This window comes from Neobacillus drentensis (assembly GCF_036965245.1).
GTDB lineage: Bacteria > Bacillota > Bacilli > Bacillales > Cytobacillaceae > Neobacillus > Neobacillus drentensis_G.
Window position 1 is genome coordinate 1 of record NZ_JBALPG010000027.1, and the last position, 26582, is coordinate 26582.

Annotated in this window: 18 protein-coding genes and 1 pseudogene; 13 read left to right on the top strand and 6 right to left on the bottom strand. The window is 38.2% G+C overall.

All coding sequences use genetic code 11. From position 1 onward, the window contains the following. Positions 1 to 40: 40 nt before the first annotated feature. On the bottom strand, positions 41 to 904 hold the full coding sequence (locus V7150_RS07670) for an AraC family transcriptional regulator (protein WP_335515771.1): 864 nt from the start codon (positions 902 to 904) through the stop codon (positions 41 to 43). A 211-nt stretch (positions 905 to 1115) separates the two neighbouring features. Between V7150_RS07670 and V7150_RS07675 the strand changes: the two genes are divergently transcribed. Next, on the top strand, positions 1116 to 1250 hold the full coding sequence (locus tag V7150_RS07675) for a hypothetical protein (RefSeq protein WP_335515774.1): 135 nt from the start codon (positions 1116 to 1118) through the stop codon (positions 1248 to 1250). 75 nt (positions 1251 to 1325) lie between these two features. Beyond that, entirely contained in the window at positions 1326 to 2531 is a 1206-nt protein-coding gene (locus V7150_RS07680) for an MFS transporter (RefSeq protein ID WP_335515776.1), read from the top strand. 502 nt (positions 2532 to 3033) lie between these two features. Here the strand turns inward: V7150_RS07680 and V7150_RS07685 are convergent. Continuing rightward, a complete protein-coding gene (locus tag V7150_RS07685) occupies positions 3034 to 3945 on the bottom strand; it encodes an EamA family transporter (protein WP_335515781.1) in 912 nt (303 codons plus the stop codon). 801 nt (positions 3946 to 4746) lie between these two features. On the opposite strand from V7150_RS07685, the gene V7150_RS07690 reads away from it, so the two are divergent. Next, positions 4747 to 8274, top strand: coding sequence for a family 20 glycosylhydrolase (locus V7150_RS07690; RefSeq protein ID WP_335515782.1), 3528 nt, complete (start codon positions 4747 to 4749; stop codon positions 8272 to 8274). A gap of 556 nt (positions 8275 to 8830) precedes the next feature. Here the strand turns inward: V7150_RS07690 and V7150_RS07695 are convergent. Further along, the gene (locus tag V7150_RS07695) at positions 8831 to 10075 is read right to left on the bottom strand and encodes a MerR family transcriptional regulator (RefSeq protein WP_335515785.1); all 1245 of its coding nucleotides are present in this window, start codon (positions 10073 to 10075) and stop codon (positions 8831 to 8833) included. Between the two features lie 136 nt (positions 10076 to 10211). On the opposite strand from V7150_RS07695, the gene V7150_RS07700 reads away from it, so the two are divergent. The 4 genes and pseudogenes from V7150_RS07700 to V7150_RS07715 all read left to right on the top strand — a co-directional run bounded on the left by V7150_RS07700 (position 10212) and on the right by V7150_RS07715 (position 15247). Continuing rightward, positions 10212 to 11510: an NAD(P)/FAD-dependent oxidoreductase gene (locus V7150_RS07700; RefSeq protein ID WP_335515788.1), complete on the top strand. Its 1299-nt coding sequence runs from the start codon at positions 10212 to 10214 to the stop codon at positions 11508 to 11510. A 249-nt stretch (positions 11511 to 11759) separates the two neighbouring features. Beyond that, positions 11760 to 13166 carry an MATE family efflux transporter gene (locus V7150_RS07705; RefSeq protein WP_335515791.1) on the top strand — a complete coding sequence of 469 codons (1407 nt, stop codon included), beginning with the start codon at positions 11760 to 11762 and terminating at the stop codon, positions 13164 to 13166. Positions 13167 to 13267: 101 nt separating this feature from the next. Continuing rightward, positions 13268 to 13500, top strand: a pseudogene (locus V7150_RS07710) (cupin domain-containing protein). 103 nt (positions 13501 to 13603) lie between these two features. Beyond that, a complete protein-coding gene (locus V7150_RS07715; RefSeq protein WP_335515794.1) occupies positions 13604 to 15247 on the top strand; it encodes an amidohydrolase in 1644 nt (547 codons plus the stop codon). Between the two features lie 486 nt (positions 15248 to 15733). Here the strand turns inward: V7150_RS07715 and V7150_RS07720 are convergent, their stop codons facing one another. The 3 genes from V7150_RS07720 to V7150_RS07730 all read right to left on the bottom strand — a co-directional run bounded on the left by V7150_RS07720 (position 15734) and on the right by V7150_RS07730 (position 19758). Continuing rightward, complete coding sequence (locus V7150_RS07720) at positions 15734 to 17122, bottom strand: MFS transporter (RefSeq protein WP_335515796.1); 1389 nt, start codon at positions 17120 to 17122, stop codon at positions 15734 to 15736. 506 nt (positions 17123 to 17628) lie between these two features. After that, entirely contained in the window at positions 17629 to 18369 is a 741-nt protein-coding gene (locus V7150_RS07725; RefSeq protein ID WP_335515799.1) for a GntR family transcriptional regulator, read from the bottom strand. A gap of 411 nt (positions 18370 to 18780) precedes the next feature. After that, positions 18781 to 19758, bottom strand: coding sequence for a 4Fe-4S binding protein (locus V7150_RS07730; RefSeq protein WP_335515801.1), 978 nt, complete (start codon positions 19756 to 19758; stop codon positions 18781 to 18783). 324 nt (positions 19759 to 20082) lie between these two features. Here V7150_RS07730 and V7150_RS07735 point away from each other — a divergent pair, with 324 nt between their 5' ends. The 6 genes from V7150_RS07735 (at position 20083) to V7150_RS07760 (ending at position 26318) form a co-directional block, all read left to right on the top strand. Beyond that, the gene (locus tag V7150_RS07735; protein WP_335515804.1) at positions 20083 to 20694 is read left to right on the top strand and encodes a molecular chaperone TorD family protein; all 612 of its coding nucleotides are present in this window, start codon (positions 20083 to 20085) and stop codon (positions 20692 to 20694) included. Between the two features lie 95 nt (positions 20695 to 20789). Further along, positions 20790 to 22985, top strand: coding sequence for a molybdopterin-dependent oxidoreductase (locus V7150_RS07740; RefSeq protein WP_335515806.1), 2196 nt, complete (start codon positions 20790 to 20792; stop codon positions 22983 to 22985). Then, complete coding sequence (locus V7150_RS07745; protein ID WP_335515808.1) at positions 22985 to 23521, top strand: 4Fe-4S dicluster domain-containing protein; 537 nt, start codon at positions 22985 to 22987, stop codon at positions 23519 to 23521. Before V7150_RS07740 ends, V7150_RS07745 begins: the two co-directional genes overlap by 1 nt. 5 nt (positions 23522 to 23526) lie before the next feature. After that, positions 23527 to 24423: an NrfD/PsrC family molybdoenzyme membrane anchor subunit gene (gene nrfD / locus V7150_RS07750; RefSeq protein WP_335515954.1), complete on the top strand. Its 897-nt coding sequence runs from the start codon at positions 23527 to 23529 to the stop codon at positions 24421 to 24423. Positions 24424 to 24673: 250 nt separating this feature from the next. Beyond that, positions 24674 to 25717, top strand: a complete 1044-nt coding sequence (locus V7150_RS07755) for a sensor histidine kinase (protein ID WP_335515810.1) — start codon at positions 24674 to 24676, stop codon at positions 25715 to 25717. Further along, entirely contained in the window at positions 25692 to 26318 is a 627-nt protein-coding gene (locus V7150_RS07760; RefSeq protein ID WP_335515813.1) for a response regulator transcription factor, read from the top strand. The genes V7150_RS07755 and V7150_RS07760 overlap by 26 nt, the downstream gene beginning before the upstream one ends. Positions 26319 to 26582 lie beyond the last annotated feature (264 nt).

Below are 26582 nucleotides of genomic sequence, written 5' to 3' on the forward strand. Positions count from 1 at the left end.
AACTGAGGGAGTTGAAGAAAAATTTGCATCTATCTTCAACTTACTTTATCGGGATCCAAATTTCGGAGTAGTAATCAGGGCTCCATGGATCTCCAGCGGAATAGACTTCTAATTCGGGAGTACCGGCAGGCTTATATTGATTAGATGGAAACCATTCTGAATAGATTTGCTTCCAAGCCTTCTGGATCGCATCTGGCATAGCCCCGTGAACTTCGAAAACAACCCACTTTGATGCAGGAATTTCTAGAAGCATGAAACCATCAGGTGTCTCCCCGCTATACTCTGCAGCTATCCAGTAATCAATGAGAGGCCCTGATTGATTACTGCTTTTATCCACGCATACGCCAACAACACCTTTTATTTGCCCATTATTCAACTCTATTAATTGGTCGTTGGTACCATCTTCATGAACATCGTTCCACATTTTTGGAATCTCTATTAAATTTTCACCATTTACACAAGAAAGCTCTCTCTTGACGCCAACTACTTGGAACCCTTCTCTTTCAACAATTTTGTAATTCATTGGATCTGCTCCTTTCAGACTCACCTGAATCATCAGGCGGTTATACGATTTCAGCTTTCCACTATAATTTCTTGCTTGACTGGGGGTAATCCCGTGCTGCCTACGAAATGCTTTGGTAAAAGCCTCGGGAGTGTCATAGCCATATTTCAGGGCGATATCAATGATTTTGCTGCATGTATTCGATAGTTCTTGTGCTGCAAGAGTTAACCGTCTGCGGCGGATATACTCGCCCACATTTATATCTGTTAATATCGCAAAAGTACGTTGAAAGTGAAATACCGAGGCATTCGCCTCTTTCGCAATCATTTCCATCGAAATCGTCTCTAGTAAATGCTCCTCCATATAGTCGATTGCTCTCTGCAAAGACTCTACCCATCCCATATCGCTCACTCCTTGATTCTATCCTACTAACTATCTGAATAGAAATCCTGTCAATTCCTGCTTTATTCGAACAGATTTCTTATATTTCTATTTTTGATGGTTTGTTTACAAATGTCCAATTTTTTATTAGAAATTTGGTGGATCAAGAAGATAATGTAAGTCTTTAGAATCGGTTATTGACTTTAAAAAGAAAAGAGTACTCCCAAGGTAAATGAAAGAGCGTTTCAATGCCACCATTATAACAACAGCAAAATGTGGTAATGAAGGGGAATGTAAACTAGATTCTTTAATAGAAAGCCAATCTGATTTATATTCTTACACTATAGAAATTATTTCGGGTTACTAAACGTTCTTTATTTTCATTTTTGTGGTAAAGTTAGGGGGATTTTAATTATTAGGATTATGTGGGAGAGCGATTAACATGCAAGGCTGGAAACGTAATTTATGGGTGCTGTGGATTGGAGTCTTTTTTACTTCAGCAAGCTTTTCAATGGTAATCCCTTTTTTGCCCATATTTCTTCCGCAAATTGGTGTCAACGAGCATGTTGAGATTTGGTCGGGAGTGTTATTTAGCGCCGCCTTTTTTGCAGGAGCCATCGCTTCTCCGTTCTGGGGCAGTGTAGCGGATAAATACGGGCGAAAGCCGATGATCATCAGGGCGGGGTTTTGTTTATTTATCATCTATACTTTAACTGCATTTGTGACAAATCCCTATCAGTTATTAGTCCTCCGAATTATGCAGGGACTATTAACTGGATTTATTCCTGGGGCAATTGCCTTGATTGGGACGAATACACCAGGTCATAAAGTCGGCTATGCCCTGTCGATGATCTCGACAGCATCCGCTTCAGGCGGGATTGTTGGACCGCTGTTGGGCGGGGGGATTGCCCATTTGGTCGGAAATCGCTGGGCTTTTGGCAGCGCCGGAATCTTCGTTTTGATCTCGACCATCCTGGTCGTTCTTTGGGTGACGGAGGAGAACTTTACCCCAAGTAAAAAGCGGAGCTCTGTTAAAAATGATATGAAGGAGGCTTGGAGCAATCGCCCCTTTATGCTTGTACTTCTCTTAACGGTTGTAACTGCAGGATCGATTATGACGATTGAACCAGTTCTTCCCTTGTATATTGTAAAATTGGGCGGCTCAGCAGATAAGGCTTCATTGTTAGCAGGTATTGTGTTTTCACTTCCGGGGATTGCCAGCGTGTTATTTGCCCCTGTCTGGGGAAAATGGGCTGATAAAGTAGGATTTCATCGGGTTCTTGTTATCGGATTACTTGGCGGCGGACTCGGTACGCTGGCACAGATTCTCTTCAGTGAAATTATCGGGTTTTCGTTCATTCGTTTTGTGTTTGGTGCCTTTTTCTGTGCGGTCTATCCGGCATTAAATGGTCTTGTTGTGAAGTCAACAGCGGAGGACTTCCGCGGAAGAGCTTTTGGTTTAAATCAAACCGCTAACCAAATCGGCGGTATGATTGGCCCAATGATTGGCGGATTAATTGGCGGGATTTTTCCAGTTCAAATTGTATTTGTCGTAACAGGTATCCTGCTTTTGGCTGCGATGGGAGCGGCTTATTGGAAGGGAAAGGGTCTAATCAGTGTGTCGACAAGAAAAAGCAACGCTTTGTAAGGGTTTATACGATTTGATTTAACAAATATGGATGATAATAGATTGATGCAAAATATAAAAAGAAGTATGCGGCAGTTTGGAAAAAAGGTTAAATAGAAGAGTGTCCTTCATAGGGATTATGAGGGCTATTTTTGATGGAAAGCAGGAACGATTTGTCTCATGAGTGAAATGAAGGACATTTTTGAGAGAAAGCCGGAAAGATTTGACCTTCATAAGGTGTATGAAGGCCATTCCTGAAGTAAAACCGAAAAGAAATGTCCTTCATGAGTGGAATGAAGGACATTTCTGAAGGAAAGCCAGAAAGATCTGACCTTCATAAGGTGTATGAAGACCATTCCTGAAGTAAAACCGAAAAGATTTGTCCTTCATGAGTGGGATGAAGGCCAAATCTGAAGGAAAGCCGAAAAGATTTGTCCTTCATGAGTGGGATGAAAGCCATTTCTGAAGGAAAGCCAGAAAGATTTGTCCTTCAGATGTTCTGCCCGCCCATCCACTACCAATCCTAAGAGACAGATTCCCTTTCAAAAGCTACAGACTTCATTTTTGTTTTAGATATCTTCACATTTCCCACTACAATTCCACCTAATATTAAAACAACCCCGAGCCATTGTGACGTGCTAACGTGTTCTGCTAAGACAAGCGATGATAATATTACAGCAACAGGGAGTTCAGATGACGTCAAGATGGTTCCAAGCCCTGGTCCAATATGTGGCATGCCAATTGTAAATAAGAGCGGCGGCAAGGCTACCCCTAATAAGCCAAGATACAGTCCATATGGTGCAACTCCCATTAAAACTGGTAAATGGAATAACGTAGTTGGCGGAAACAGGATTAAAACGGTAATTAGCCCCCCAGTGGTAAAAAGAGCACTTTTCTGCACAGCTGGTATATCTTTTTCCACAGTACTGCTAAGAAAGACAAAAGTAGTATAGGTCAAAGCGGAAAGCAGTCCCCATACGGTTCCTTGCCATGTAATTTCCCCGCTACCTTCTGCAATAACGCCTGCTGCAAGAATCGAACCAACAACCAGAATACCGATAGAAACAACCTTTCCTATTGTTGGTGTCTTTTTATAAAATATCCACTCAAAAAAGGTACCTATCCAAACAAATTGAAATAAAAAGATAACTGCAAGCGAAGCGTTAAGTGATTGCAGTGATTGGTAATAAAATATACCCGTTAAACCAAGTGGAATTCCAGATATAAGTAGTTTGCCTATTTGTGGTATTGTAAGTTTTTTCTTTTTCGAAAATAAAGCGACGATCCAGATTAGTAGAGTCCCCATTAAGTATTGACTCCCTGTCACCTCTGCCATAGTAAATCCCGCAGAATAAGCAAGCTTTACAAAAGTAGATAATGCTCCGTAACAGCACCCCCCTAAAAAAACAATTAATGCATATTGCCAAGTTTTCATTTCTCCTACTCCTTTCATTCTATAAAAAACCAAGAGTTTTAACCTATGGAAAAACTGATAACATTACGAGGCATAGCCCCCTTTTCTACGCAAAAAAGCCACACAGCTCAAAGGAAAGCTGTGTGGCGAAAATAGAGATACCTCTAGAAAAGTCCACAAACAAATGGTTTTTATTATTCAATCTTACTTTTGTTACTTTAAAACAAATGATAATGAATGTCAATAAAAAATGAGCAGTTGTCTTTAACCCTTTTAGGAAAACAATCATATGGACAGAGAACTACTGAAGGTTTTATATGAAGGGAAAAAGTGAATAAAAACCGCACAATACATTAGAAAGTTGCAAATGAAGCTAAAACGAATTAGAGAAATACTCATTCAGCTTTTAATTTAGCGGGGATTTGTATCCCGTTGCTCTAACATGACAATATACCTATCTCACAAATAGGTATTATTACACTATTTTCCTATTTTAGTTATAGTTATAATGTTATGTAAATAGGAATAAAAGCGGTTACATTTCTAAATATTCCGGCATGTTACTGATTTGATCAGGCAGAGCGGCACATTTGAAAGGGTTTTTCCCTTTTTTAGTGTTACTCTGCTTTTTTGCTGTTTTTTTTGGTAAAGGCCAAACCAAAAACTGCTAAACAAGTTTGAACAAGCTTCGGCTTTTTCAATAGTTAAAAGAACACCTTAAAACGAAAGGGGGCCTTCAGTAAAGCAGAGAGTTATAATATTCTAAATAAGTTAAGAATCGTTCTTCAAACCCCAGATCATAAATAAAAAGGAGAATGTAGGTTGAAAAAATTAGTTAGAAATAAAATGTTTCCTATGACATTAGTATTTATTCTACTACTTAATTTTGTGATAATTTTACCTAATAAAGCTCAAGCTGCTCCTAATATTCCTTCATTATTACCTAAACCTGTAAGTTATACAGCTGGCACAGGATATTTTACTTTAACATCAAGCACTTCGATATACGTAGCTGGTAATTCTCAAGAAGAAACAGATGAAATTTATAACATTGCCCAATCACTTGTAGCTAAGCTAAATATTTCCACTGGGTTTAATATTAGTGTTATTAAATCAAATACGCCTCAAGCAGGAAGTATATATTTTACTACAATAGGAGGAACTTCTGATCGAGGCAATGAAGGATATAATTTAGTAACAGATACTGATAAAGTTACACTTACTGCGTATAAACCAGAAGGTATTTTCAGAGGTATGCAAACATTAATACAGCTCTTTCCAGCAGAAATACTAAAGACTACAGTTGTTACTGGTGTACCATGGGTTATTCCTTGCTCAACTATTAACGACAAGCCTTCATATAGTTATCGAGGGCTAATGATCGATGTAGCAAGACACTTTTTCACAGTAGATCAAATTAAGCGTCAGATTGATCTTGCATCACATTATAAGATTAATAAGCTACATTTACACTTGTCCGATGATCAGGGATGGCGAATTGAAATTAAGTCCAGACCTGACCTTATAACATATGGAAGCATATCAGCAGTTAATCATGATCCAGGTGGGTATTATACACAGGATCAGTTTAAGGATATCGTAAGCTATGCAAGAGCTAGATATATCGAAGTTATTCCTGAAATTGATATGCCTGGACATACTAATGCAGCTTTGGCATCTATTCCCGAATTAAATCCTACTGGAGTAAGAGCGAAACCTAGGTATGATATAGAAGTAGGTTATAGTTCACTCATGGCTCGATCTGAGGCTACTTATGATTTTGTTGATGATGTAATAAGAGAACTTGCTGCTATTTCACCTTCACCGTATATTCATATCGGAGGGGATGAATCTCATTCAACATCTGCATCAGATTACGATTATTTCATTGGAAGAGCCGCAAGTATTGTAAATAAATATGGTAAGAAAGTTGTTGGATGGGATCCATATGATACTTCCACAGGTATAACATCGAGTGATTCCATTCTTCAAAACTGGCATTGTACTCCTACAACCGGAACTTCTGCAATATCAAAAGGCATGAAGATGATATTATCTCCAGCAAATGCTTATATAGATCAGAAATACTACGCTAATTCTCCTCTTGGCTTATCTTGGAGAGGATATGTAAATACATCTAAAGCTTACCTTTGGGATCCAACAGATTTTGCTCCTGCAAATTCTATTTATGGAATAGAAAGTACATTATGGACAGAAACGGTTGTTACTCAGGATAATATGGATTATATGATATATCCAAGATTAATAGCTAATGCAGAGGTTGGATGGACACCTAAGAGTATGAGAGACTGGAACGATTTTAAGACAAGATTAAATAATCATACATTAAGTATGGATTATATGGGAATAAAGTATTTTGCAGATCCTATCTTTTACGCACCACATGTGAACTCAGAATGGAAAATGGATGAAGGAACAGGAACTACCGTAGTAGATACCTCAGGTTATAAAAATGGAACATTGGTAGGTGATCCAACATGGGTAAAAGGCAAATATGGAAATGCTGTTAGTTTAAATGGGACTTCTCAATACGTTAACTTAGGAGGCACAGAGCTTGCAGGAGACTGGACTTTAGGCGTTTGGGTTAATGGAAAATCTAATACTAGCAAAACTGCTGAGACACTTATTAGTGGGCCATCAGGATCCATTAAGCTTAACCAATGGAAGAATACGGGTAAAGTTGGATTTTCTATATACGGTGTTAAAGATTATACTTTCAATTATAGTCTTCCTTCTACAAATACATGGGTTCATCTGACATTTGTTGGGACCAGCAGTGGAACATCACTTTATGTAAATGGTGTATTTAAGGATTCTATACCAGTTCGTTTTAATTGTCCAATGACAAATGTCGGTGTTGAAATACAACCTGGAAGTACTTCAAAAACTTCGTATTTTGCAGGCACCATAGACCAACTGACTATAGTCGATAGAGCTTTAAGTGACACTGAGGTTGTAGCATTGACAAAATCACCAATTGCAACTTTAAGTTCTATTACTATTAATGATACACCAGTAAACGGATTTACAGGAACAACCACAGATTACAATGTGTTATTACCAGCTGGAACAACCACAGTTCCAACTGTAGCGGCAACTACCACAGATAGTAATGCAAGTGTAGAAGTGACAGATACAAAAGCATTACCAGGTACTACAACTATTAAAGTTACTGCTGAGAATGCAACTTCTACAATGACATACAAGGTTAATTTTACGGTTGATAAATTGAAGGCTGTAACCATAACTGCGGATAGAACAGAGCTAGGCATGACAAACAAAGGAACGGTTACTATATCAGGAAAGCTTGACAGTGGTATGGATGCAGATTTAGCAAAAGCTACCATACAGTATATAAGCAGTAATTCAGAGGTAGCATCTGTAGATAATAATGGAGTAATAACACCAAATAAAGAAGGAAACGCAGTTATTACTGCAAAGGTTGATCTATTTGGTACAATAATACAATCCAATAATATCCCAATTGTAGTAGATTATTCAGCACCGGTTACTTCCGTAAAGGTAAATGGAAACAGGTCGAATGATTGGTATAATTCGAATGTTACCGTTACTTTACCTTCAAATGATAACTTGTCCGGCGTTGACAGGACAGAATATAGACTAGGCGAAAGCGGAGATTGGATTCCTTATAATAAGCCAATTGACATTAGTCAAGAGGGAGTTTATACGCTTGAATATCGCTCGATAGACAGAGCAGGTAATATAGAAGAGACAAAACAGCAGATTATAAAAATGGATAAAACAATGCCGCATTTTAATCTAATGGTAAATGGTAATAACCTAAATGATGGAGCGTCCTTTGATGACTATTTACCACTTACCTTTAAAGTATCAGATGATTTATCTGGAATTGCTAAAGCAAAAATCAATATAGGTGGCGAAGTCTATATTATTGATACTAAAACACAGCAGAGCATAGAAATTGATATGGCAGGGAAACTAGGGAGTTATACAGCCCTAGTTACACTTGAGGATGTAGCTGGAAACAAGCTGGAAACTTCGCTTAGCTTTAATGTTACAACAAGTATTAACTCGATGAAGCAGTTGGTAAGCCGCTTTATTAATTCGGGCGAACTCTCCGGACCGATAATACCACAGCTTACAAATGCTCTTAATCAGGCTCAGCATCAGCTAGATATTGGCCGACCTGATCATGCAGCTAAGCATATACAGGACTTTTTAGACCGACTTAATAATAAAGCATTAATTAATTGTAGCAGTGAAAAAGCTAAAACTGTTTTGAATGCAGATGCACAAAAAATATTAAATAACAAAACTTATCCATCCTTTTTTGATTACATTAGATAGTGTAATCGAAATGATATTTGTATTTTTTAAATAAGGTTGATAAATGGCGAATTAACACCGGAGGAATAAGAAGAAACAAATAGTGAATGATCTAAGGTAAAGAAAAGTGCTACTCTTTCATGTCATACAGACAAAAGAGTAGCACTTTTGGTATTAGGGTTCTACTATGAAATAAAGGTTTTCTTACAAACGAATTCCATCTGAATAGTTAACTAATGTACAGATTGTCCTTGGAAAACCGTAATCTATCCCGCATTAACGGACAGTAAGATCCCCACCTCAAGATTCAGAGAAAAGTGAAAATGATAGGTGGGGCGCCTTGCTCTTTTCTTGTATTGTGACTTGCTTTTCTATGGGAATTAATGCGCTTTCAAAAATTTATTATAAGTTCACAAGGTGTATTTGTCACACAATCAAGGAAGAAAAATATTACAGACACTATAAAATTATGAAAAAAACATTATTGAAGATATCATCCAAAGACTGATAGGAAAGCATAACTTTTCTATCAGGCATGACATCAACGACGCCTTTAATAATTATTTCTCTTTATCTCTTATGACTGAGGCACGGGTTGGAGCATTGCGAGATAGGCGGAAAAATGTATTTTCTCTTTCTCTACGTGAAACTCGATATACTCTCCGGGATTGGTTACGAAACCAAGATACTCTTTCTCAGTTACTTTGAATCCGTACTCGTTTAGATTTCCCTCAACAAACCCTTGATGCAGATTCTTAGGGAGGGAGTGGGGAAAGAAACGAACCATGTTTGCAAGCGATTTGGCATGTGTCCCGTAATAGGAGGTGAACCCAACAATAAAACTGTTTTTCTTCAAATATGGAAGCAATTTTTCCAATGCAAACGAATTGTTGAACATCGAATATTCATTGAACGATAAGCTGTCGATGACACAATCGATAGATTGATGTTTTATCGGGATCCTCATGTCATTGTTTACTATGTACAGTACGGGAAGCTGAGAGTTGATGTGTTGGATCTTTGCCTTTAATTTGTGCAGCATCTCGAGGCTGTTTCCAGTAAATATATAGAAAACATCCGGCTGCAGTGCCGCAACGAATTTCGGTGAAAAGACAAACGTCTCTATGTTGGTCTGAATGACGACTCGATTTGCGAGATCTTCCTCCGCCATTCTCTTGTAAATCCACAAGTTTCCTTTTTCCAGTACACTGATAAGTCCCGGCGTCATTTCATTGAACATCTCTCGGTCATAAATATAGTATTCGTTTTTAGGAGCTTGAATGTTAACGGGAGTTATCATAATTCCATCCTCGATTTCCGCCATATATCCGCATCCGCACTCCATCCTGCCGGAAAACAGATATTCTCCTTGTATTTGCGCCTCTTTAACCCTTAGTGTTACTTGACATTCAGGGCAATGAAAGCGGGAAACGAATAATAACGGAACACCGGTTGCTTTCTCGATTACAGACATCTTGTATAAACTTTCCACTTTCTCCTCGATCAAACGGACCGATTGGACAATCTGCTCCTTTTCTTGCAATAGTTGCTGCTTTTTTTCAAGAAGTGTCTGGATGTAAAAGTCGATATCCTCATTGTCAGTAAATAGGGTAATTCGCTTAAATGACAGGACTTTGAGAATTTCGTTCAAGGTGAATTGGTATTGCTTTAATTCTGTAATTAAGGTCATGTCATCCATACATGTCTGATCAAATACAAACTGAGCATCTTTTTTAACTGGGATAACAAGACCAAGTTCAATATAATAACGAACCGTATCGATGGTTACACCGAGTTTTTTGGCAAAAGTACCGATCCGCACTTGCTCACTCCTTTCATAATCTGGAAAAAACGTCGGCTATACCCAATAATTTTTTAAAATTTCTGAAAATAAAGAGGTTGCCATTAGGTTAACTGGACGCCTTATATTTATCCTACACTTAGTATACAAGAGAAAAATGGTGAAAAGAAAGAGAGGATTTGGACAAATGAACACTTTGTCTCTTTGGGCTGCAACTGCGAATCCACCTAAGGCCAGACAATCCTTTGAAGGGGAATACGATACGGATGTGGTCATTATTGGAGCTGGTTTTACTGGACTTTCAGCCGCCTATCATCTGCAGAAAAAAGGATTACGTACGATCGTTGTAGAGCAGGAAACGGTCGGTTGGGGTGCTAGCGGAAGAAACGGCGGTATGATTTTGCCTGGGTATAAACCAACTATGGATGAGTTGGCGAAAAAATACGGTGTGGATGAAGCGAAACAGCTTAACGAGATTGCCCTCGACGGAATGGAACTAGTCAAAGAGATCGTCACCACCCACCATATCGAATGCTCTTTGGATTATGGAGGTTACCTTCTTCTTTCAAACAAGAAAAGATTTAAGTCCCTATTGAAAGATGAGCACGAATCGTTAAACAGTCAATTTGGTTCCGATACGAGGTACCTCGAAGGAGATGAACTAAAGCAGGAAATCAGCTCTTCGTTTTTTTCTTATGGCTTGGTAGACCCGCACGGCTATTCCTTCCATCCGCTCAATTATTCCCTGGGGCTTGCTGATGCGGCTGAATCGCTAGGTGCACGGATTTTTGAGAAAACAAAAGCCGTTGCGATCCAGAGGACACCGCAAAATGTAACCGTTTTAACTGAAAAGGGACGGGTCACAGCCAAAGAGGTAATTGCAGCAACCGATGGATATTCTTCTCATTTAACAAAGGAGCTTGATAGGGCTGTCATCCCGATTGCGAGCTATCAAGTGGCGACCGAATGCCTGGGAGAAGAGTTAGCGGAGAGCCTCATTCTAAACAATCGTATGGTGTTTGATACAAGCAATCTGATTAACTATTTCCGGCGTTCTCCCGACGGTCGTATCGTCTATGGAGGATCGGGCATTAGGCATAATGGCTGTGAGAAATATTACCGAGAGCTTCACCAAATGATGCTTTCTGTCTTTCCCCAATTGACCCCATATAAAGTCGAATACACTTGGGGCGGGCTGATTGGCGTAACCATGGACATGTTCCCGATGATCGGAAGGATGAAAGACGGTGTCTACTATGCAACTGGTTATTGTGGACACGGGGCTTCTCTTGCAACATTAATGGGTCAACTGCTGGCACAGTGGATTGCCGGAGAAGAGCGGGTGAGCCGCCGCTTTGAAAGTTTGCCCCTAAAAGCTTTCCCTTTCTCCAGCCAGAAATCGATGCTGATCAATTTGGCCAATTGCTATTACCGGTTGATGGATGCAATCGGATGATAAAGTGAAACTTCCATCAGTGGGGTATTCTTCATCCCCTAATGATGGTTAGTTGGACCAATCGGGCTTTTACGGGCAGTTATCTCCTAAGGAAGTAGACTCTTATCTGCAGAGAGTTAGGTGCTGTTGGGCTGGAGCACATTATGGAAACGAAGCAAATCAATATTCATCAGTTACAAGCCTGTAGGCTGGTATGCGAATTAACTGGGCTTTACTTGCTTCATAAATTATTTATAGGGGGATATGCTCATGGAAATAGTAGACAACCGACAGTCACCGAAGATAGAACAAGTAGAAGTAATGAATAAGCCAGTACATAATTCAGTGCTGGGAACCAAAAGTATTCCGTTATTATATTTACGGTTTGCTTTGGCAGGAATTATGGCGAATGTGATTCTAGGAGTTGTATCGGTTGTCGATGGCTATTTCGTCAGTAACTTTCAGGCGCTGGAAGTCGAAGGGATCGGAATTGGATTTACGGTCATGGTTATATCCCGTATGCTAGGCGTTCTTTTTGGTATCGGAGCCGGAGCGGTCATTTCACTTCGACTTGGAAAAGGGAAGATCACAGAAGCTAGAGGGATTATGGGACAAACCTTATGGTTTACTCTTTTCATCTCCATTTTGTTAGCTGTACTTGGATTGGTCTTTGAAAATCAAATTATGACCTTATTCGGAGCAAGTAATGAATCGCTTCCATATGCGGTGAAATACAGCCGTCTATTATGGATTTCATTGCCAGTAACGATATTGGCCGTTGTACTAAGTATTTTAACCAATATCGATGAAAAACCTGTATTATCAATGAGCAGTTGGTTAGTCGCATCAATAGTTGCAGCGACTCTAGAATGGGTTTTAGTAGTTAAGTATCACATGGGTATGATGGGTTCTTCCTGGGCGAATACGGTTGCGCTATCTGTCCCTGTTTTGCTAATTTTTTATTTCTGGTTCGGCAAAACAAATCTTAAGCCAAAGTGGAAAGACATGAAAATAAAACTAAAGACAATTGGTGAAGTGGCTTGGACAGGATTTGCGTCTTTCTCGAGTCAGTTCATGATGTTTTTTGCAATTATTTTTTTCAACAACTTACTGCAAAGCTACGGGGGCGGGCTGCACGTGGCCGCTTTCACCATTCAAAACGGTTATATTACGAATCTGCTTGCGTTTATAGCGTTAGGTGGGATGACAGGACTTCAACCGATCATTAGTTACAATTACGGTGCGGGAAACTTTGACCGCGTAAAGCAAGCGATTAAAATGGGACTCATCTTCACGGTCACTTTATTCGTAGTATTGACTGCAATCATGATCTATTTTGCAGATCCAATTATGTCATTTTTCTCTGGCGGCAATCCGGATTTACAGAAACTTGGCATCTGGACAACAACTGTATTTAATTGCATGTTTGCATTAAATGCCGTTACCTTACTTATTTCCGGCTATTTCGAAGCACAAGAGAGAAACTGGACCGCAACGTTTATTAATGTTAGCAAAATGTTATTATTCACATTTCCGTTTATGTTTATTTTTCCTAAATATATGGGAGTTGATGGAATATGGTATTCAGCGCCAGCTTCGGAAATTCCAGGTGTTCTAGTTGCCATTTATTTTATTAGAAAAGAGTTTAAGAGTTTGAAAGAAACAAAACTAACGTAATTACGATCACTTCAATACTTCAAAGTTGCCAATAAGAAAGATAGATGATTATAATGTTTTTTGCGAAAAAAATTACAGCCTAGGAAGCAGAACAATTAGGTATTGATCGTGAGAACCATGGATGAGTGAACCTAATAAAGGAACTTGGCATGTAGAAGAGCAGGAAGTTTTCTATGTAATAGACGGTGAAGTGTTTATTACTTTTGATGGAGAAGAGTATCTAATTACAAAGAATTGGGTCGTTTCCTTGAATAAAGACCTTGTTTGTGGATTTTATTATCTGAATATTTTGAATAAAAATTATAAAATGAATCATGAGATCAATTTGAAGTGATGTGAAATTAGGAGCGTCATTTAGTGCTAAGCAGATGACTGATACTGCGTTATTTAATATATAGGGAATTCAGAATAGTAAAGTGAAAAGGAGATAAAGCCTAATGAAAATGAACCAAAAAGCCGACATTGTTCTCTCAAGTCATGCCGTTTTTACAGGCCTTACGGATAAGCCAATCCCTGCTTATATTGCCATTGTTAATAATAAGATTGCAGCCATTGGTTCCAAAATAGAAATGAATCCGTTTATTGGACCAGACACGAAAGAACATCATTTTTCCGATCAACTGATTATGGCTGGCTTTCATGATTTTCACTTGCATATGTTAATGGGAAGTCTTGCAGAAGAGAGTGTCTTTTTAGCTGATGCATCTTCAGAAGAAGATGCGATAAATATGGTAGTTGATTTTGCAATTTCAAGACCAGATGACCCATGGATTATCGGTTTTTCTTGGGATCAGAGAAATTGGGACAACAATCGGCTTCCAAATCGAGCTGCCCTCGATGGCGTACTTCCGGATCGTCCTGTCCTTCTCTTTCATATGGAAGGGCACTATGTCTGGGTAAACAGCAAAGCTCTTGAAATTGCCAATATTAATCGAAATACAGACTGTCCGCCCCACGGGATCATTGCAAAAGATGAAAACAGTGAACCAACGGGTATTTTGTATGAGACTGCGAGTGCGCTCGTGACCAATCATGCATTCAATTTTTCAAAGGAACGCCGGATTCGGATGATGAAAAATTTCCTCGAACAGGCGGCTGCGCTGGGAGTAACGTCGGTAAACGACTTGTATGGATCACCTGCAATGGAAAAATTACAGGATTATGAGTTGTTTGCTAATTTCGATAAAAATAGGGAATTAACAGCTCGTATTCATCTTTTACCTCCGCTAAACGATGATTTGGAGAATGCGAAACAATTACGTGATATGTATACATCAAGCAAGCTTCAAGTTTCGGGGTTGAAACAGTTTGTTGATGGAGTAATAAGCGGATATACTGCGTATTTCCTTGAGCCATATGCAGATAAGCCAGAAACCTTCGGGGAAACAGCTGTTTCTCCTGATATGATGAAAAAATGGATCGTAGAGGCTGATCGAGAAGGCTTTCAAGTCCGACTCCATGCGATAGGTGACGGTGCGATTCGCCTGGCTTTGGATGCTTTTGAGGAAGCACAGAAAATCAATGGCAAGCGAGATTCAAGACATTGTATTGAACATGTAGAGGTTATTCATCCAGATGATATCGCTCGTTTTAAAGAGCTTGGGGTAATTGCATCTATGCAGCCGGAACATTTGGGTTTTAATGAGGAGCAACGGCAGAATTATATTTCACGCATTGGACAGGAACGTGAGCCCTTTGTTTTTGCAATGAAAACGTTAAAAGATTCAGGTGCATTGTTGGCTTTAGGTACTGATTATCCAATTGCACAATTAAATCCGATGTTCGGTATTTATCGTGCGCTAACTAGAATTGGGTATGATGGCTTGCCGACAGAAGGATTTAATCCGCAGGAATGTCTTTCCCTGCCCGAAGTGTTAAGAGATTATACGTTATCCCCTGCCTTTGGATCATTTAGAGAAAAAGAACTGGGCACACTTGAAGTAGGAAAACTGGCAGATCTTGTTGTTTTAGACAGAAACCTTTTTGAAATCCCAGTTGAAGACATTCGAGACGTTCGAGTAGTTTTAACCATGGTTGATGGTGCTATCGTTTTTCAAAATGATTATGCATGCAAGTTATAAAGTGAAACTTGGTTTACTGGTTAAACTGTTTGGTTCTTATTTCTAGATTTCGGTCAAGAACCTTAACAATCTACCACAACTTGGTGAAACTAGTATTTTCGTTAGGCAATTAAGCATACTTGTAAATAAAACTGAATCTTTCATCTTGATTACTGAATCAAGATGAAAGTTACTTTAAAATATTTGCTTCACTATTTTAACAGAGCTAATACAATAAAAAAGAACCCTAAACTTTTGGTATTAGGGTTCTTATTAATCGTTTTAAGGTTTTCTCACAAACGAATTCCATATGAATAGTTAATTAATGGACAGCTTGTCCAACTGGAAAACCGTAATCTATCCCGCATTAACGGACAGTAAGATCCCCACCTCAAGATTCAGAGAAAAGCGAAAAAGATAGGTGGGGGATATCTGTCCGTAAAAGCCCGATTGGTTCAACTAACCATCAGTGGGGGATGAGGAAACCCCACTGATGGAAGTTTCACATTATTTTGTCGCTTTTCGTCCTACTAATACCCAGTACAGAGATAAACTGAAAAGGGTAATGAGTACGAGAATGAAAAGGATATTACTATACATGGAAGCATCCGAATTGCTTATAATCCCAAGGAAATTTTTTCGGATTGCGGAATTGTCCATCATTGCTGCTGTATAGGCAATTCCGATTGACATAGCGACATTAAGCGTTAAGTTATAAAATCCGATTGCTGTTCCTGTTTTTTCTTTTTCAATTGTACAAATGCAAGAATCAAGTAATGGTGCATACATGAACGCAAATGAACTAGAGAATAAGACCATGGATATCACGAATACTACAACAGAAGTTTGTACAAAGAAACCGCCTAATAGTAAGCTGACTATAATGCTAGACATAGCGATCGTAATACATTGCTTGCTTCCAAGAACCTTCGCAATTTTTCCAGAAAGAGCTCCGACTGTAGTAGCTGCTATATAGCCTGGAATCAATAATAGTGAAATGGTATCTAGCTTCAAACCATAAATCTTTTCAAGTAAGAATGGAAATAAGAAAATATATGCTAACTGTACAGAATAAATTACAAAAGCAACTCCAAGCAATGAGATAAACTGTTTATTTTGAAAGAATGATATTCCGATAAAAGCTTTTGAGTTCTTGCTGATATATGCAAGGAACAAGGTAATTGCAGCAATAAACAAGAGAAGGTAAATCCAATTGAAATCGGTAATATATAGTAGCAGAGATGCTGCAATGGCTCCAACTAGAAATAATCCTAATACATCTACATTACTGTTTTTCCCCTCTTCCTTAGGAAGATATTTTAAAATAAAAGGAAGGGTGAAAAGTGTTATCAAAGGAAGTAAAAACAGAGTTGTCCAATGGAAGTAAGTGGAAACATAACCTCCAGTTAATGCACCTATTAGCTGTGAAAGAGCAAAACTGCTTGTACTTAATCCTAAAAATTTCTTTTGTTCATTTGCAGGTAAATGTTTTGTTACAAAGATAACATATAATGTTTCAGCAGATGCTAAACCTGCAGTTTGGATAATTCGTGAGATAACAACTAGTAAAAATGAGTGCTGAAAAATATAACCCATGACTGAACCGACACATATTAAAATAATACCCACACTAAAAAGTTTCCTCATACTCATGGAATCCGCCAAAGCTGCGTAAACCACTGCCCCAATTCCAATTACTAGGCCAGCTAGGGTTGCTTGCCAGCTAACTGTTGTTGCTGAAATGTGAAAATCCTTTGCCATATCAACAGAAATAATCTTAAACGAATTGTCAATTATCAAACATAATAGAAATAACAGTAAGGTAACAGGTACTGCTTTCTTAACACTATATTCCTGATCTTTCTTCAAGCTTGCATCTGCAATTATTGTAGACATAGCTATATTCCTCTCCTTTTGTTAGTCAGGAAATCGTCTTCCTGAATCATGATGTCTAGCCACAACTACTCATTGATCCTTTAGTAAAAGGATGGTTTTAGTAATCTCTATACATTTGGTTTAATATGCGGGGTTTCCTTGTGCTCAATTGTATCCATTTTTTCCTCTTATGATGTTTACAAGGAAGCGTTTGCATGAATAACCAAAAATATCCTTACTTTTTATTTGTGCTTTCATGATAATGCATGATAACTCTTTAAACTATACAATATTGTATAGTTGTCTAAATACTTGTATGCATCAGAACAATGAAAAGGATATCATACCTTTTCTTTGCTCACAACCCATTTTTTTAAAAAAATTTGTCTATTTTGTAACAAAAAAAGCGGTGTATTTCGTATGAAATACACCGCTTTCCAATTAAATATTGAGGTTTATCCCGTATCAACGGGCAGTAAGCTTTATGTTAATGGAAATATTGGGGAAATAATAGCTTACCTATTCAATTATTTAGATGTTTTAATATTGATTTGACTAAATTCTGTTGGTATATAGTATTTATTATAAACCACAGGATATCTATCGCTGATATATACACTTTCTAAAATCAAATCACATTCCTCTCTACAGAAAAGTTGATATTTTAATGACTGAGTATTGACGGAATTAGAACGTTTAATTTCAATGGTAGAGGAATTAGCTAGTTCATATACTTTCTCCTCCAACAATTCCAATACTTGCTTCTTGTTATGTAAGTCAAGATTTAATGTTGAAACGGCTTCTATTGGCATCATGGTAAAAGCATAAGCTACTACCTTATCACGATTTTTATACCAGCGTTCCAACGCAACAACTGCAGACATTTGTCGATCTAATACTTGCATTGCATAGTCTGTTACGAGGTCAATTCGGAAATTAAGTTCGATATCATCTATTTTTTCAGTATAGCATTTATATAAGGGATTCCCCAACCTCTCTAAGCCATCGTTACTTTCATTATGATGAAATTTTGTGATGAAATTTCCTTTTCCATGAATATTCTTAACTAATCCATCTTCCTGTAAAAGTGACAAAGCATGTCTCAATGTCATTCTGCTCACACCAAATATTTTGGCCAATTCAGGTTCTGTTGGAAGCTGGCTGTCGGGTGGAAATGTTCCATCCATAATTAATTTATACAATTGGTCATACACAATGACGAATAGCGGTTTTTTCGGTTTAGTGAGTTCATGAAGTTTATTGTTCATTTTCTTATACCCCTATAGTTTTTCAAATTGATGACTATAAATTTCGCTTCTTCTCTTTTTATAGTAAAATAGTATCTTTGTTCTATTGTAACTTACTTTTATATGGAAATTAATACGCTTTCAAAAATTTATTATAATTTGCACTTGGTGTATTTGTCACTCTAATTTAAGAAAAAAGATATTGCAGACTCTGCAAAATTATAAAAAGAACATTATTGAAGATATTAGATGAATTGTTTTTCCACAGATAAAGTGAAACTTCCATGATCATTAAGAAAAAAGCTTCCATGTACTGAAATCAGTATGTGGAAGCTTTTTTATCAAGTTATCTAAGTTTAAAAGAAATACTTCTTGCTTCCTTGCTCAAATGTATTGGCTTTGCCATATCAAACGTATGCTTATTGATAATTTTTATAAAAAGTTCAGGATATTGTTTTTCTTACTGCTTTCACAACTTTTACATATTTCTTCGTCCGTCCAACTAAGAAAATCACTGCCGCAGGTTTTACATTTGCTATTAACAATAGAGAAGGTATTTATCTTAGATGTTAGGACATTCGACTCCACCTTTATCGCATCATTTCTACACACATCAAAACAGAGTAAACAGCCTAAGCATTTTTCACTATCGATGTTAAGGCTATTTGCTTGGATGGAAAATACTTGCCCGGGGCATAACCGAAAACAGGTTTCACAAAGTGTACAAGACTCAGTATTTAGAGCAATCGTAAAAAAAGACCAGCCTTCAAACAAGTTTGACCGTCTGAATTTATCCTGATTAAAGTGCCATTTAGCTGGTGCAATGGTAGTTAATGCAAGCTTTTTGCTTTCAAATGTAAGCTTACTAAACAAACCTCGTCTTGTAAGTGTTAGAGTATCACGAACAGCAGGATCTGGTACTGGAACTGATACGAATGGCTCCATGCTCATCCTCTCTAAGAGAGTGTTTGTTTCGTTAATGATCCCTGTCACTTTAGTGTCAGGCATGGTAACAGAAATCTTTCGAATTCCACATTTATATAAGTGGAGTAGCTCTATTTCTGTCGGAAGCGGTCCACCATCTAGAATTAATACACCATTTAGGGTATTCCTTAGCGGTGATTGCCCCTGTAGTGACTGAACAGGGCAAGTGGTAATACAGCGTCCACACCCGTTACAAACGTTGTGGTCGATGATCGGACTTCCATTTTCATATGTTATAGCCTGTACCTCACAGCTATCTTGGCAAATTGTACATGTACTGAATGGACTAATTTTTCGAAGGCATTTTTCCGTAACACTCAGTTCATAGCTAAGACTTTCTAGCCAGTGTGTCAATAATGACATCTCGTCACCCTCTAACATTTCTTTATATAAAGATAAATAACCAACGCCACCGATTACGGACATAGGCTCAAGTTAGGCACTTCCACATATTATTTAATTTTAACCTTAAAGTCCTATTAATTCTCTGAAGTTACCAGCATGTCCAAATAAGTGTAACAAATTGTTCATATTTTATAGTGGGGGGAAATGAGTGGGAACTTAGCCATCGTGCTGTATTATTGAGATTTCTAGTAAATTTGTCACAGATTGAATGATTTTCTCGAAAAAAATAATAGGTGAAATCCCTCATAAGAATTGAAACAAAATCCACAGATTGTTTATTGTTTCACAAAGTTATATTTCCTATAGTAAAAATAGAATCATTTGGTTCATTAAAGGGGTGAAATTTTGGACACAATACTAGATCAAAAGCAGTCAGCTTCTAGGATTTTCTCTATACTTGCTGATCTTTACAAGTTTCCGGAATCCGACATCTGGGAAGATTTCTCTTGCCATCAACTTTTAGATGAGCTTAGGAGGTATGCATCTGAATGGTATGAATCAAATAGTTTAGTAGAAATAACAGATATCCCTACTAGTTTAAAACAAATGCAACAAATATACGCGGAAAGCCTTGGTGGACCTGCACTACCTGTCGAGTCGATTTATAAGGAATGGACTGCAGATCGTACGTGCAAACTGCCATTTGCAAGGAGTAAAGGATATCTGCTTGGAGATTCTGCCTTCCATATTCGGTTTATTTTAGAAGAATTTGAAATCGAAATTCCTGAAAATTATAGGAATATGCCCGATCATCTTGCAATACTGCTCGAATTACTAGCATTTTTTCTTTTACATGCGAAGGGAGAATTGATTAAACAGTTCCTGGCTGATCATTTTGACTGGCTGGACGAATTTGCTCTTAGACTTGAGGAACTGGGTGGAACTCAGTTTTATCTTCAGGTAACTCGATTTCTTCAGCAAATGCTAAAAAAGCTTACTTCCATATATGGATATTGAACACAAAATTTTTACGATTAGGAATCCGGTCAAGCATTACAGCTTGAGCTTTTTCTAGACTGATTGATTAAAACATAAAGGAGGATATGGCGAATATGCTTGATTCTAAAATATCAAGGCGGAGCTTTATTAAGGCATCTGCTGCAACAACAGTATTAGCATCAGCCGGAACAGCAGGTTTTCAAGATTGGTCAAGTAAGTATGTGAAAGCAAGTGAAACAACAGAAATTAAAGAAATAGCCAGTACTTGCAATGGCTGTTCAAGTAAATGCGGTATCATTGGTCACGTGAAAAATGGCCGTCTTTGGAAATTAACAGGACACCCTGATCATCCTTATTCAAAAGGAAAGTTATGTGCTAGAGGCCATGGTTATGCAACTCTTGTTTATTCAAAGGAGCGTTTGACACAACCACTTAAGAGAGTAAGTGAAGGGAAATTCGAACCAATTTCCTGGGATCAGGCATATAAGGAAATTGCAGATAAACTAAATAAAATCATAAAGGAAAATGGACCTGGAGTTGTATCATTAACAGAGGATCCAAGGGCCACAGGTAAGTTCTACTCACCAAGATTTATTCAAGCTCTTGGCTCACCGAACTACTACACCCACCATGTAGTTTGTTCTAATTCACGTGATGCAGGCTTCCTGCACTCATTAGGTGTTACGGCAACAAGCGCAGATATCAGCGCTGCAAAATATATAATGTTTATTGGAAGAAGCTACGGAGACGCAATCCGGCCAAGCTCAGTACAGTCACTTGCTGATGCAAAAGAAAATGGGGCAAAAATTGTCATTGTAGACCCAAGACTAAACAACACCGGGAACTTGGCAAATGAATGGTTAGCGATACGCCCTGGAACTGACCTTGCGCTTGTACTAGCGATGTCACATGTATTAATCAAACAAAATCTTCACGATACTGAATTTATCAATAATTATTCCATTGGTTTTGAAGAATATGCAAAGGAACTTGAAAATTATACCCCAGAATGGGCTGAAAAATTAACTGGTATTAGCGCTGATACGATTACTAGAATAGCCACTGATATGGGGAAAGCAAAGCCAAAAGCATTAATTGAACAGTCTTGGCGGGGTGCCTTTGGCTGTAACTATGAAAATAGCACAGAAACTGGCCGAGCGGTGGCATTATTTAATGCAATGCTTGGAAACATTCAAAAACAAGGCGGCAGTATTATTGGAACAAAACCGCATTTAGGTGCGCTTGATCCTGCTAAATATCCTAGCCCTAAAAAACCTGAACTCAAAAAAGCGGGACAAGAGGAGTTCCCACTTGCCTATGAAGAACAAGGTGTTGCAACAATTGTGGCTAAAAATGCGATGGAAGGCAAGATGAAAGCTGCTATTTTTCACCATTCCAATCCAGCGCTTGGTTATGGAAATCCAAAATACATGAAAAAGGCTTTTTCCAAGATGGACCTTATTGTCACAATCGATGTTCAGATGTCTGAAACGGCATTACTTTCACATTATATCCTTCCTGATGTGACATATATTGAACGTGATGAAGCGATTGAGAGTTTATCTGGCAAGACACCAGGAATAGCCTTAAGACAGCAGATGGTTGAAAAAGTCCATCCAGAAACAAAACCAATCCACCAGATCTATTCAGAGCTTGCAAAAGCTTGTGGATTTAGTCAATATTTCAACTTTAGCCTTGATGAATTGAATGAAGCAATGCTTGCTCCAACTGGAATTACCTATCAGCAATTGAGACAAAAAGGAACGATTATGTTTCCGGATATGACGATTGAGCTTGGGAAAATGCCTGAGCTAAAAACACCATCTAAAAAAGTGGAATTCTCTAGTGAAAAATTTAAGGAGGCAGGCTTCTCACCAATTGTAAAATGGGGAGAACCGAAGGTCAGCCCGAAAGAGGATTCATTCCGTTTGATCACAGGAAAACAGGCGATTCATAGCCATACACAAACAGCGAATACGCCTATTTTGATGCAAATAACAAAGGATTATGATCTTGAAAGAATTTGGATGAATCCAGTTCGTGCAAAAGACCTTGGAATCAAGGATGGAGATCTAGTTGAGGTAAAGTCAAGCGAGGCTGTTAGTAAAGTCAGAGTAAAAGTGACAGAAAGGATCCATCCTGAAGCCATTTTTGTACCAAGTCATTATGGCATTACATCTCCATATCAGAAGACGGGAGTAGGAGTTGGCTTTGGTTATATGGAACATGTGCCATTTGATTTCGAGGCAAGGAGCGGGGCAGGAAATATGCAAGAAGTAATCGTTAAAGTAAGGAAGGTGAAGGGCTGATGGCACGATATGGAATGATGATTGATACGAGAAAATGCGTCGGCTGTTATGCCTGCCGTGTTAGCTGTCAAATGCAAAATGAACTTCCAGTGGAGGTCAGTTTCATTAAATTTCATGAAATAGAAACTGGAGTATTTCCAAATGTAAAAAATGAAATCATCCCGGTGCAGTGTCAGCACTGTGAGGATGCTCCTTGTGAAAGTGTATGCCCTACAAAAGCGACCTACACAACCGAAGATGGGATTGTCCTAGTTGATCCAGAAAAATGTATTGGTTGTAAGTACTGTATGGTTGCATGTCCATATCAAGCGAGAACACAAGACCATTTGACCGGTGTTGTGGAAAAATGCCGTTTCTGTGTTGACCTAGTAGCAGAAGGTAAACAGCCAGCATGTGTCAGTACTTGTATTAGTACTGCAAGAATATTTGGTGATCTGGATGATCCTAATAGTGAAATATCCAAAGCAATTGTTAAATACAACGCGAAGCCATTAAGGGAAGATTTAGGTAAAACGAAAATTTATTACGTGAGGTGAGGAGAATGGTTTGGGGAACGATCATAGCGGCCTATTTATTTTTAGCGGGTTTAAGTGCAGGTGCATTTTTAACCTCTTCCTATATATCCCGTAAATATCCGAAAGCTGTTACTGTTAGAATGACAGGAAGATTAATTAGTCCAGCATTAATGGGGATAGGCTTACTTTTATTAATTGTCGATGCGGAAGCAGGTCTTAAGAACCCACTTAGGTTCATATATTTATTTACCAATTTTAATTCAGTTATGACAATCGGAACCTACTTTATTTCTTTCTTTATGCTCGCAGCCTTTTATGTTGCCTTGATGGAGCTGCTAAAAAAAGATGTGAATAAATGGGTCGAGTATATCGGAATTGTATTTGCAATTGGGACAGCTATATACACTGGATTTTTAATCGGAGTGATAGCGACTGTTCCACTATGGAACACGGCCATCCTTCCAATTCTCTTTGTAGTCTCTGCCTTATCGACAGGTATTGCAGGTACATTGCTTGTTTCAGGCATTGTGAATAAACAGGTCGTACATCAGGTTATATCGGTGAAAAAAATTCACTTGTCATTACTGGCAGTTGAAGTGTTTCTCATCTTTACGATGTTTCTAATTACTTCAACATCCAATGAAGCTGCCGCTGAATCTGTTTCTTCGTTAATAATTGGTGAGTATAGCATGATATTCTGGATTGCTCTTATCGCAGTGGGTCTTTTATTGCCAATTGTAATCGAATCATTGGAACTTATAAATGCACGGAAGATGTCCCAAACAGTTGAAGGTCTCCAAGTAGCCGCTGCTGGTTCGCATAGTATTGCCGGGACTCTCGTAACAGAAACGTCAGTACTAATTGGAGGCTTTACTCTCCGCTATCTGCTTCTTGCAGCAGCTGTACCTATAGCCTTTTTATAGAATCAGAATCTATATCAATCTACCTTGAGAATTGTCTAGTTCCACAAGGAAAGGCTTAGCATAGTAGGATGGAAAATCGATAGTTTTTTTGAGGAGGCGCCCAACTTCTGCACCTAGACTTGTTCTTGGTACAGAAGTTGGGCGCCTTTCGCTTTAATTGTAAATAGTTCATCTATATTTCATTTCTTCAGAAAAAAGACAAATAAAAACACGCTACAATAGAAGTATCACATGAAAATGAGGAAGAAAAATGAAGTTACCTGAACATTTCTTTGAAGAAATTATCCACAATGCACCCAATGGGATTATTATTATGGACAAAGATAGAACCATCTATTACATGAATGAGTCTGCAAAATTGATGTGCGGATGGAAGATAGGTGATTCAGTTCCTTACTGTTCTTATTGCAAGCAAAGGGAAATAGAGGAAGGAGAGAATCGCTGTATTCTTGCTGTCGAAGATCCAGTACCCTTTTTCCATTCTCATATGGCCGTTTATTCCGGAATTGAAGAAGAGTTTGAAATGACATTAAAAAAGATGAACAGTAATAATGAAGATTACTATATTCTTCAGTTACGGAAACCAATAGAAAATGAAATTAGCAAAAAAGCAAAATTTAATGAACTGCTTGTTCAAGAGACCATGCTGGCTCAGGAGGCTGAGCGAAGAAAGATTGCCCGAGAGTTACATGACCATATTGGCCAGAGTGTCTATAGTATATTTCTCGGCCTCGAAGGTATTAAACCATATGTCAATAATAAAGCATACGAAAGCCATCTCGCCAAAATGATAACTGGTATGGAAAAAACGTTGAATGATATTAAATGCTTATCCAAAAATCTTAGATCAGAAACTGTAGATCACCTTGGTTTAAAGGATGCACTATATGAAGCAGTCCGAGATTGGGAAGAGCTTTATCAAATTGATATTCAGTTTATTATGGACACAAAAATTAATGATTGCTTTGATAGGGAAAAGGAGTTACATTTTTTTCGAATCATTCAAGAGGGTGTTAACAATGCTGTTCGCCACGGAAATGCTACGTCTGTCTCGATCCATATTAAATCATCCAATCAATATCTTTACTTCCACATCCATGATAATGGGGATGGCTTCGATGTGGAAACAAAGAAAAGTAATGGGCTTGGATTAAAGCATATGTTTGAGAGAAGCAAAATGTTAGGAGGGGCCATAAAATGGATCAGCAAAAAAGGCGGTCCAACTAAAGTCGAAGGGTTTGTTTCAATTAATAAAAATGAAGGAGACGATGAATATGAATCTGCTGATTGTTGATGACCACGAGATTGTCCGGGATGGTCTTGCGATGATTTTGCAGCATGCATATTGTATAGATGGAGTAGAATTTGCTTCGGACGGTTATGAAGCTATGAAACTAGTAGAATCCTTTCCGGCTGATCTAATTCTTCTTGATTTATCCATGCCTGGAGGCTTAGATGGGTTTGCGACACTAGAAAAACTCCGCAAGCAGTTGCCGGAAGCAAAAATCGTCATCTTTTCAATGTTTGATGATATTGGATTTCAGAAAAAAGCATATAAAATTGGAGCAGATGGTTATTTAATCAAACAATTAAAAAGAGGTGACATCATTAGTTCCCTCGATCATATTCTTGCCAGTGATAAAGTGTTTAATAGCGTGGTAATCGGAGATGACTCTGAACCTGAATCATTGGCAAAGCTGGACCTTCCTATCACAAATCGCGAAAAAGAGGTTTTTTTCCTTTCGGTTAGGGGCTATTCACTCAAGGATATCGCGAAAAAACTAGAGATTTCTGTAAAAACAGTTGAAAATCACCGCAAAAAGATTGGCGAAAAACTAGAAACATCCAAGCGCCATGACTGGGTTGAAATTGCTAGAAAATATAATGTTTTTTAACCGTACTTGTTGGCAATCTGCTCGCCATCAATAAGGATCGCTTACATCAACTCTTCCTTTTTTCCAAAGTATTCCTCCTCCTATTCTACTATTTGTTGGTGCGGTGAACCGTATCACAAATAGTGGCGTTTTCTATATAAATTTAAGAGTTTTGTCCTTAAGAAGCAGTCTTAAGGACACTTTCTCCGATTTCAAGAAGAGTTTTGTCTTTAAGAGGCAGCCTTAAGGACATTTTTCCAGATTAGAAGAAGAGTTTTGTCTTTA

Coding starts and splice junctions, on each gene's coding strand:
- V7150_RS07760 (WP_335515813.1), top strand. CDS start 25,692: ATGAATATGAATCTGCTGATTGTTGATGACCACGAGATTGTCCGGGAT.
- V7150_RS07670 (WP_335515771.1), bottom strand. CDS start 904: ATGGGATGGGTAGAGTCTTTGCAGAGAGCAATCGACTATATGGAGGAG.
- V7150_RS07720 (WP_335515796.1), bottom strand. CDS start 17,122: ATGTCTACAATAATTGCAGATGCAAGCTTGAAGAAAGATCAGGAATAT.
- V7150_RS07725 (WP_335515799.1), bottom strand. CDS start 18,369: ATGAACAATAAACTTCATGAACTCACTAAACCGAAAAAACCGCTATTC.
- V7150_RS07715 (WP_335515794.1), top strand. CDS start 13,604: ATGAAAATGAACCAAAAAGCCGACATTGTTCTCTCAAGTCATGCCGTT.
- V7150_RS07685 (WP_335515781.1), bottom strand. CDS start 3,945: ATGAAAACTTGGCAATATGCATTAATTGTTTTTTTAGGGGGGTGCTGT.
- V7150_RS07680 (WP_335515776.1), top strand. CDS start 1,326: ATGCAAGGCTGGAAACGTAATTTATGGGTGCTGTGGATTGGAGTCTTT.
- V7150_RS07730 (WP_335515801.1), bottom strand. CDS start 19,758: ATGTCCGTAATCGGTGGCGTTGGTTATTTATCTTTATATAAAGAAATG.
- V7150_RS07745 (WP_335515808.1), top strand. CDS start 22,985: ATGGCACGATATGGAATGATGATTGATACGAGAAAATGCGTCGGCTGT.
- V7150_RS07675 (WP_335515774.1), top strand. CDS start 1,116: ATGAAAGAGCGTTTCAATGCCACCATTATAACAACAGCAAAATGTGGT.
- V7150_RS07700 (WP_335515788.1), top strand. CDS start 10,212: ATGGTGAAAAGAAAGAGAGGATTTGGACAAATGAACACTTTGTCTCTT.
- V7150_RS07705 (WP_335515791.1), top strand. CDS start 11,760: ATGGAAATAGTAGACAACCGACAGTCACCGAAGATAGAACAAGTAGAA.
- nrfD (WP_335515954.1), top strand. CDS start 23,527: ATGGTTTGGGGAACGATCATAGCGGCCTATTTATTTTTAGCGGGTTTA.
- V7150_RS07740 (WP_335515806.1), top strand. CDS start 20,790: ATGCTTGATTCTAAAATATCAAGGCGGAGCTTTATTAAGGCATCTGCT.
- V7150_RS07755 (WP_335515810.1), top strand. CDS start 24,674: ATGAAGTTACCTGAACATTTCTTTGAAGAAATTATCCACAATGCACCC.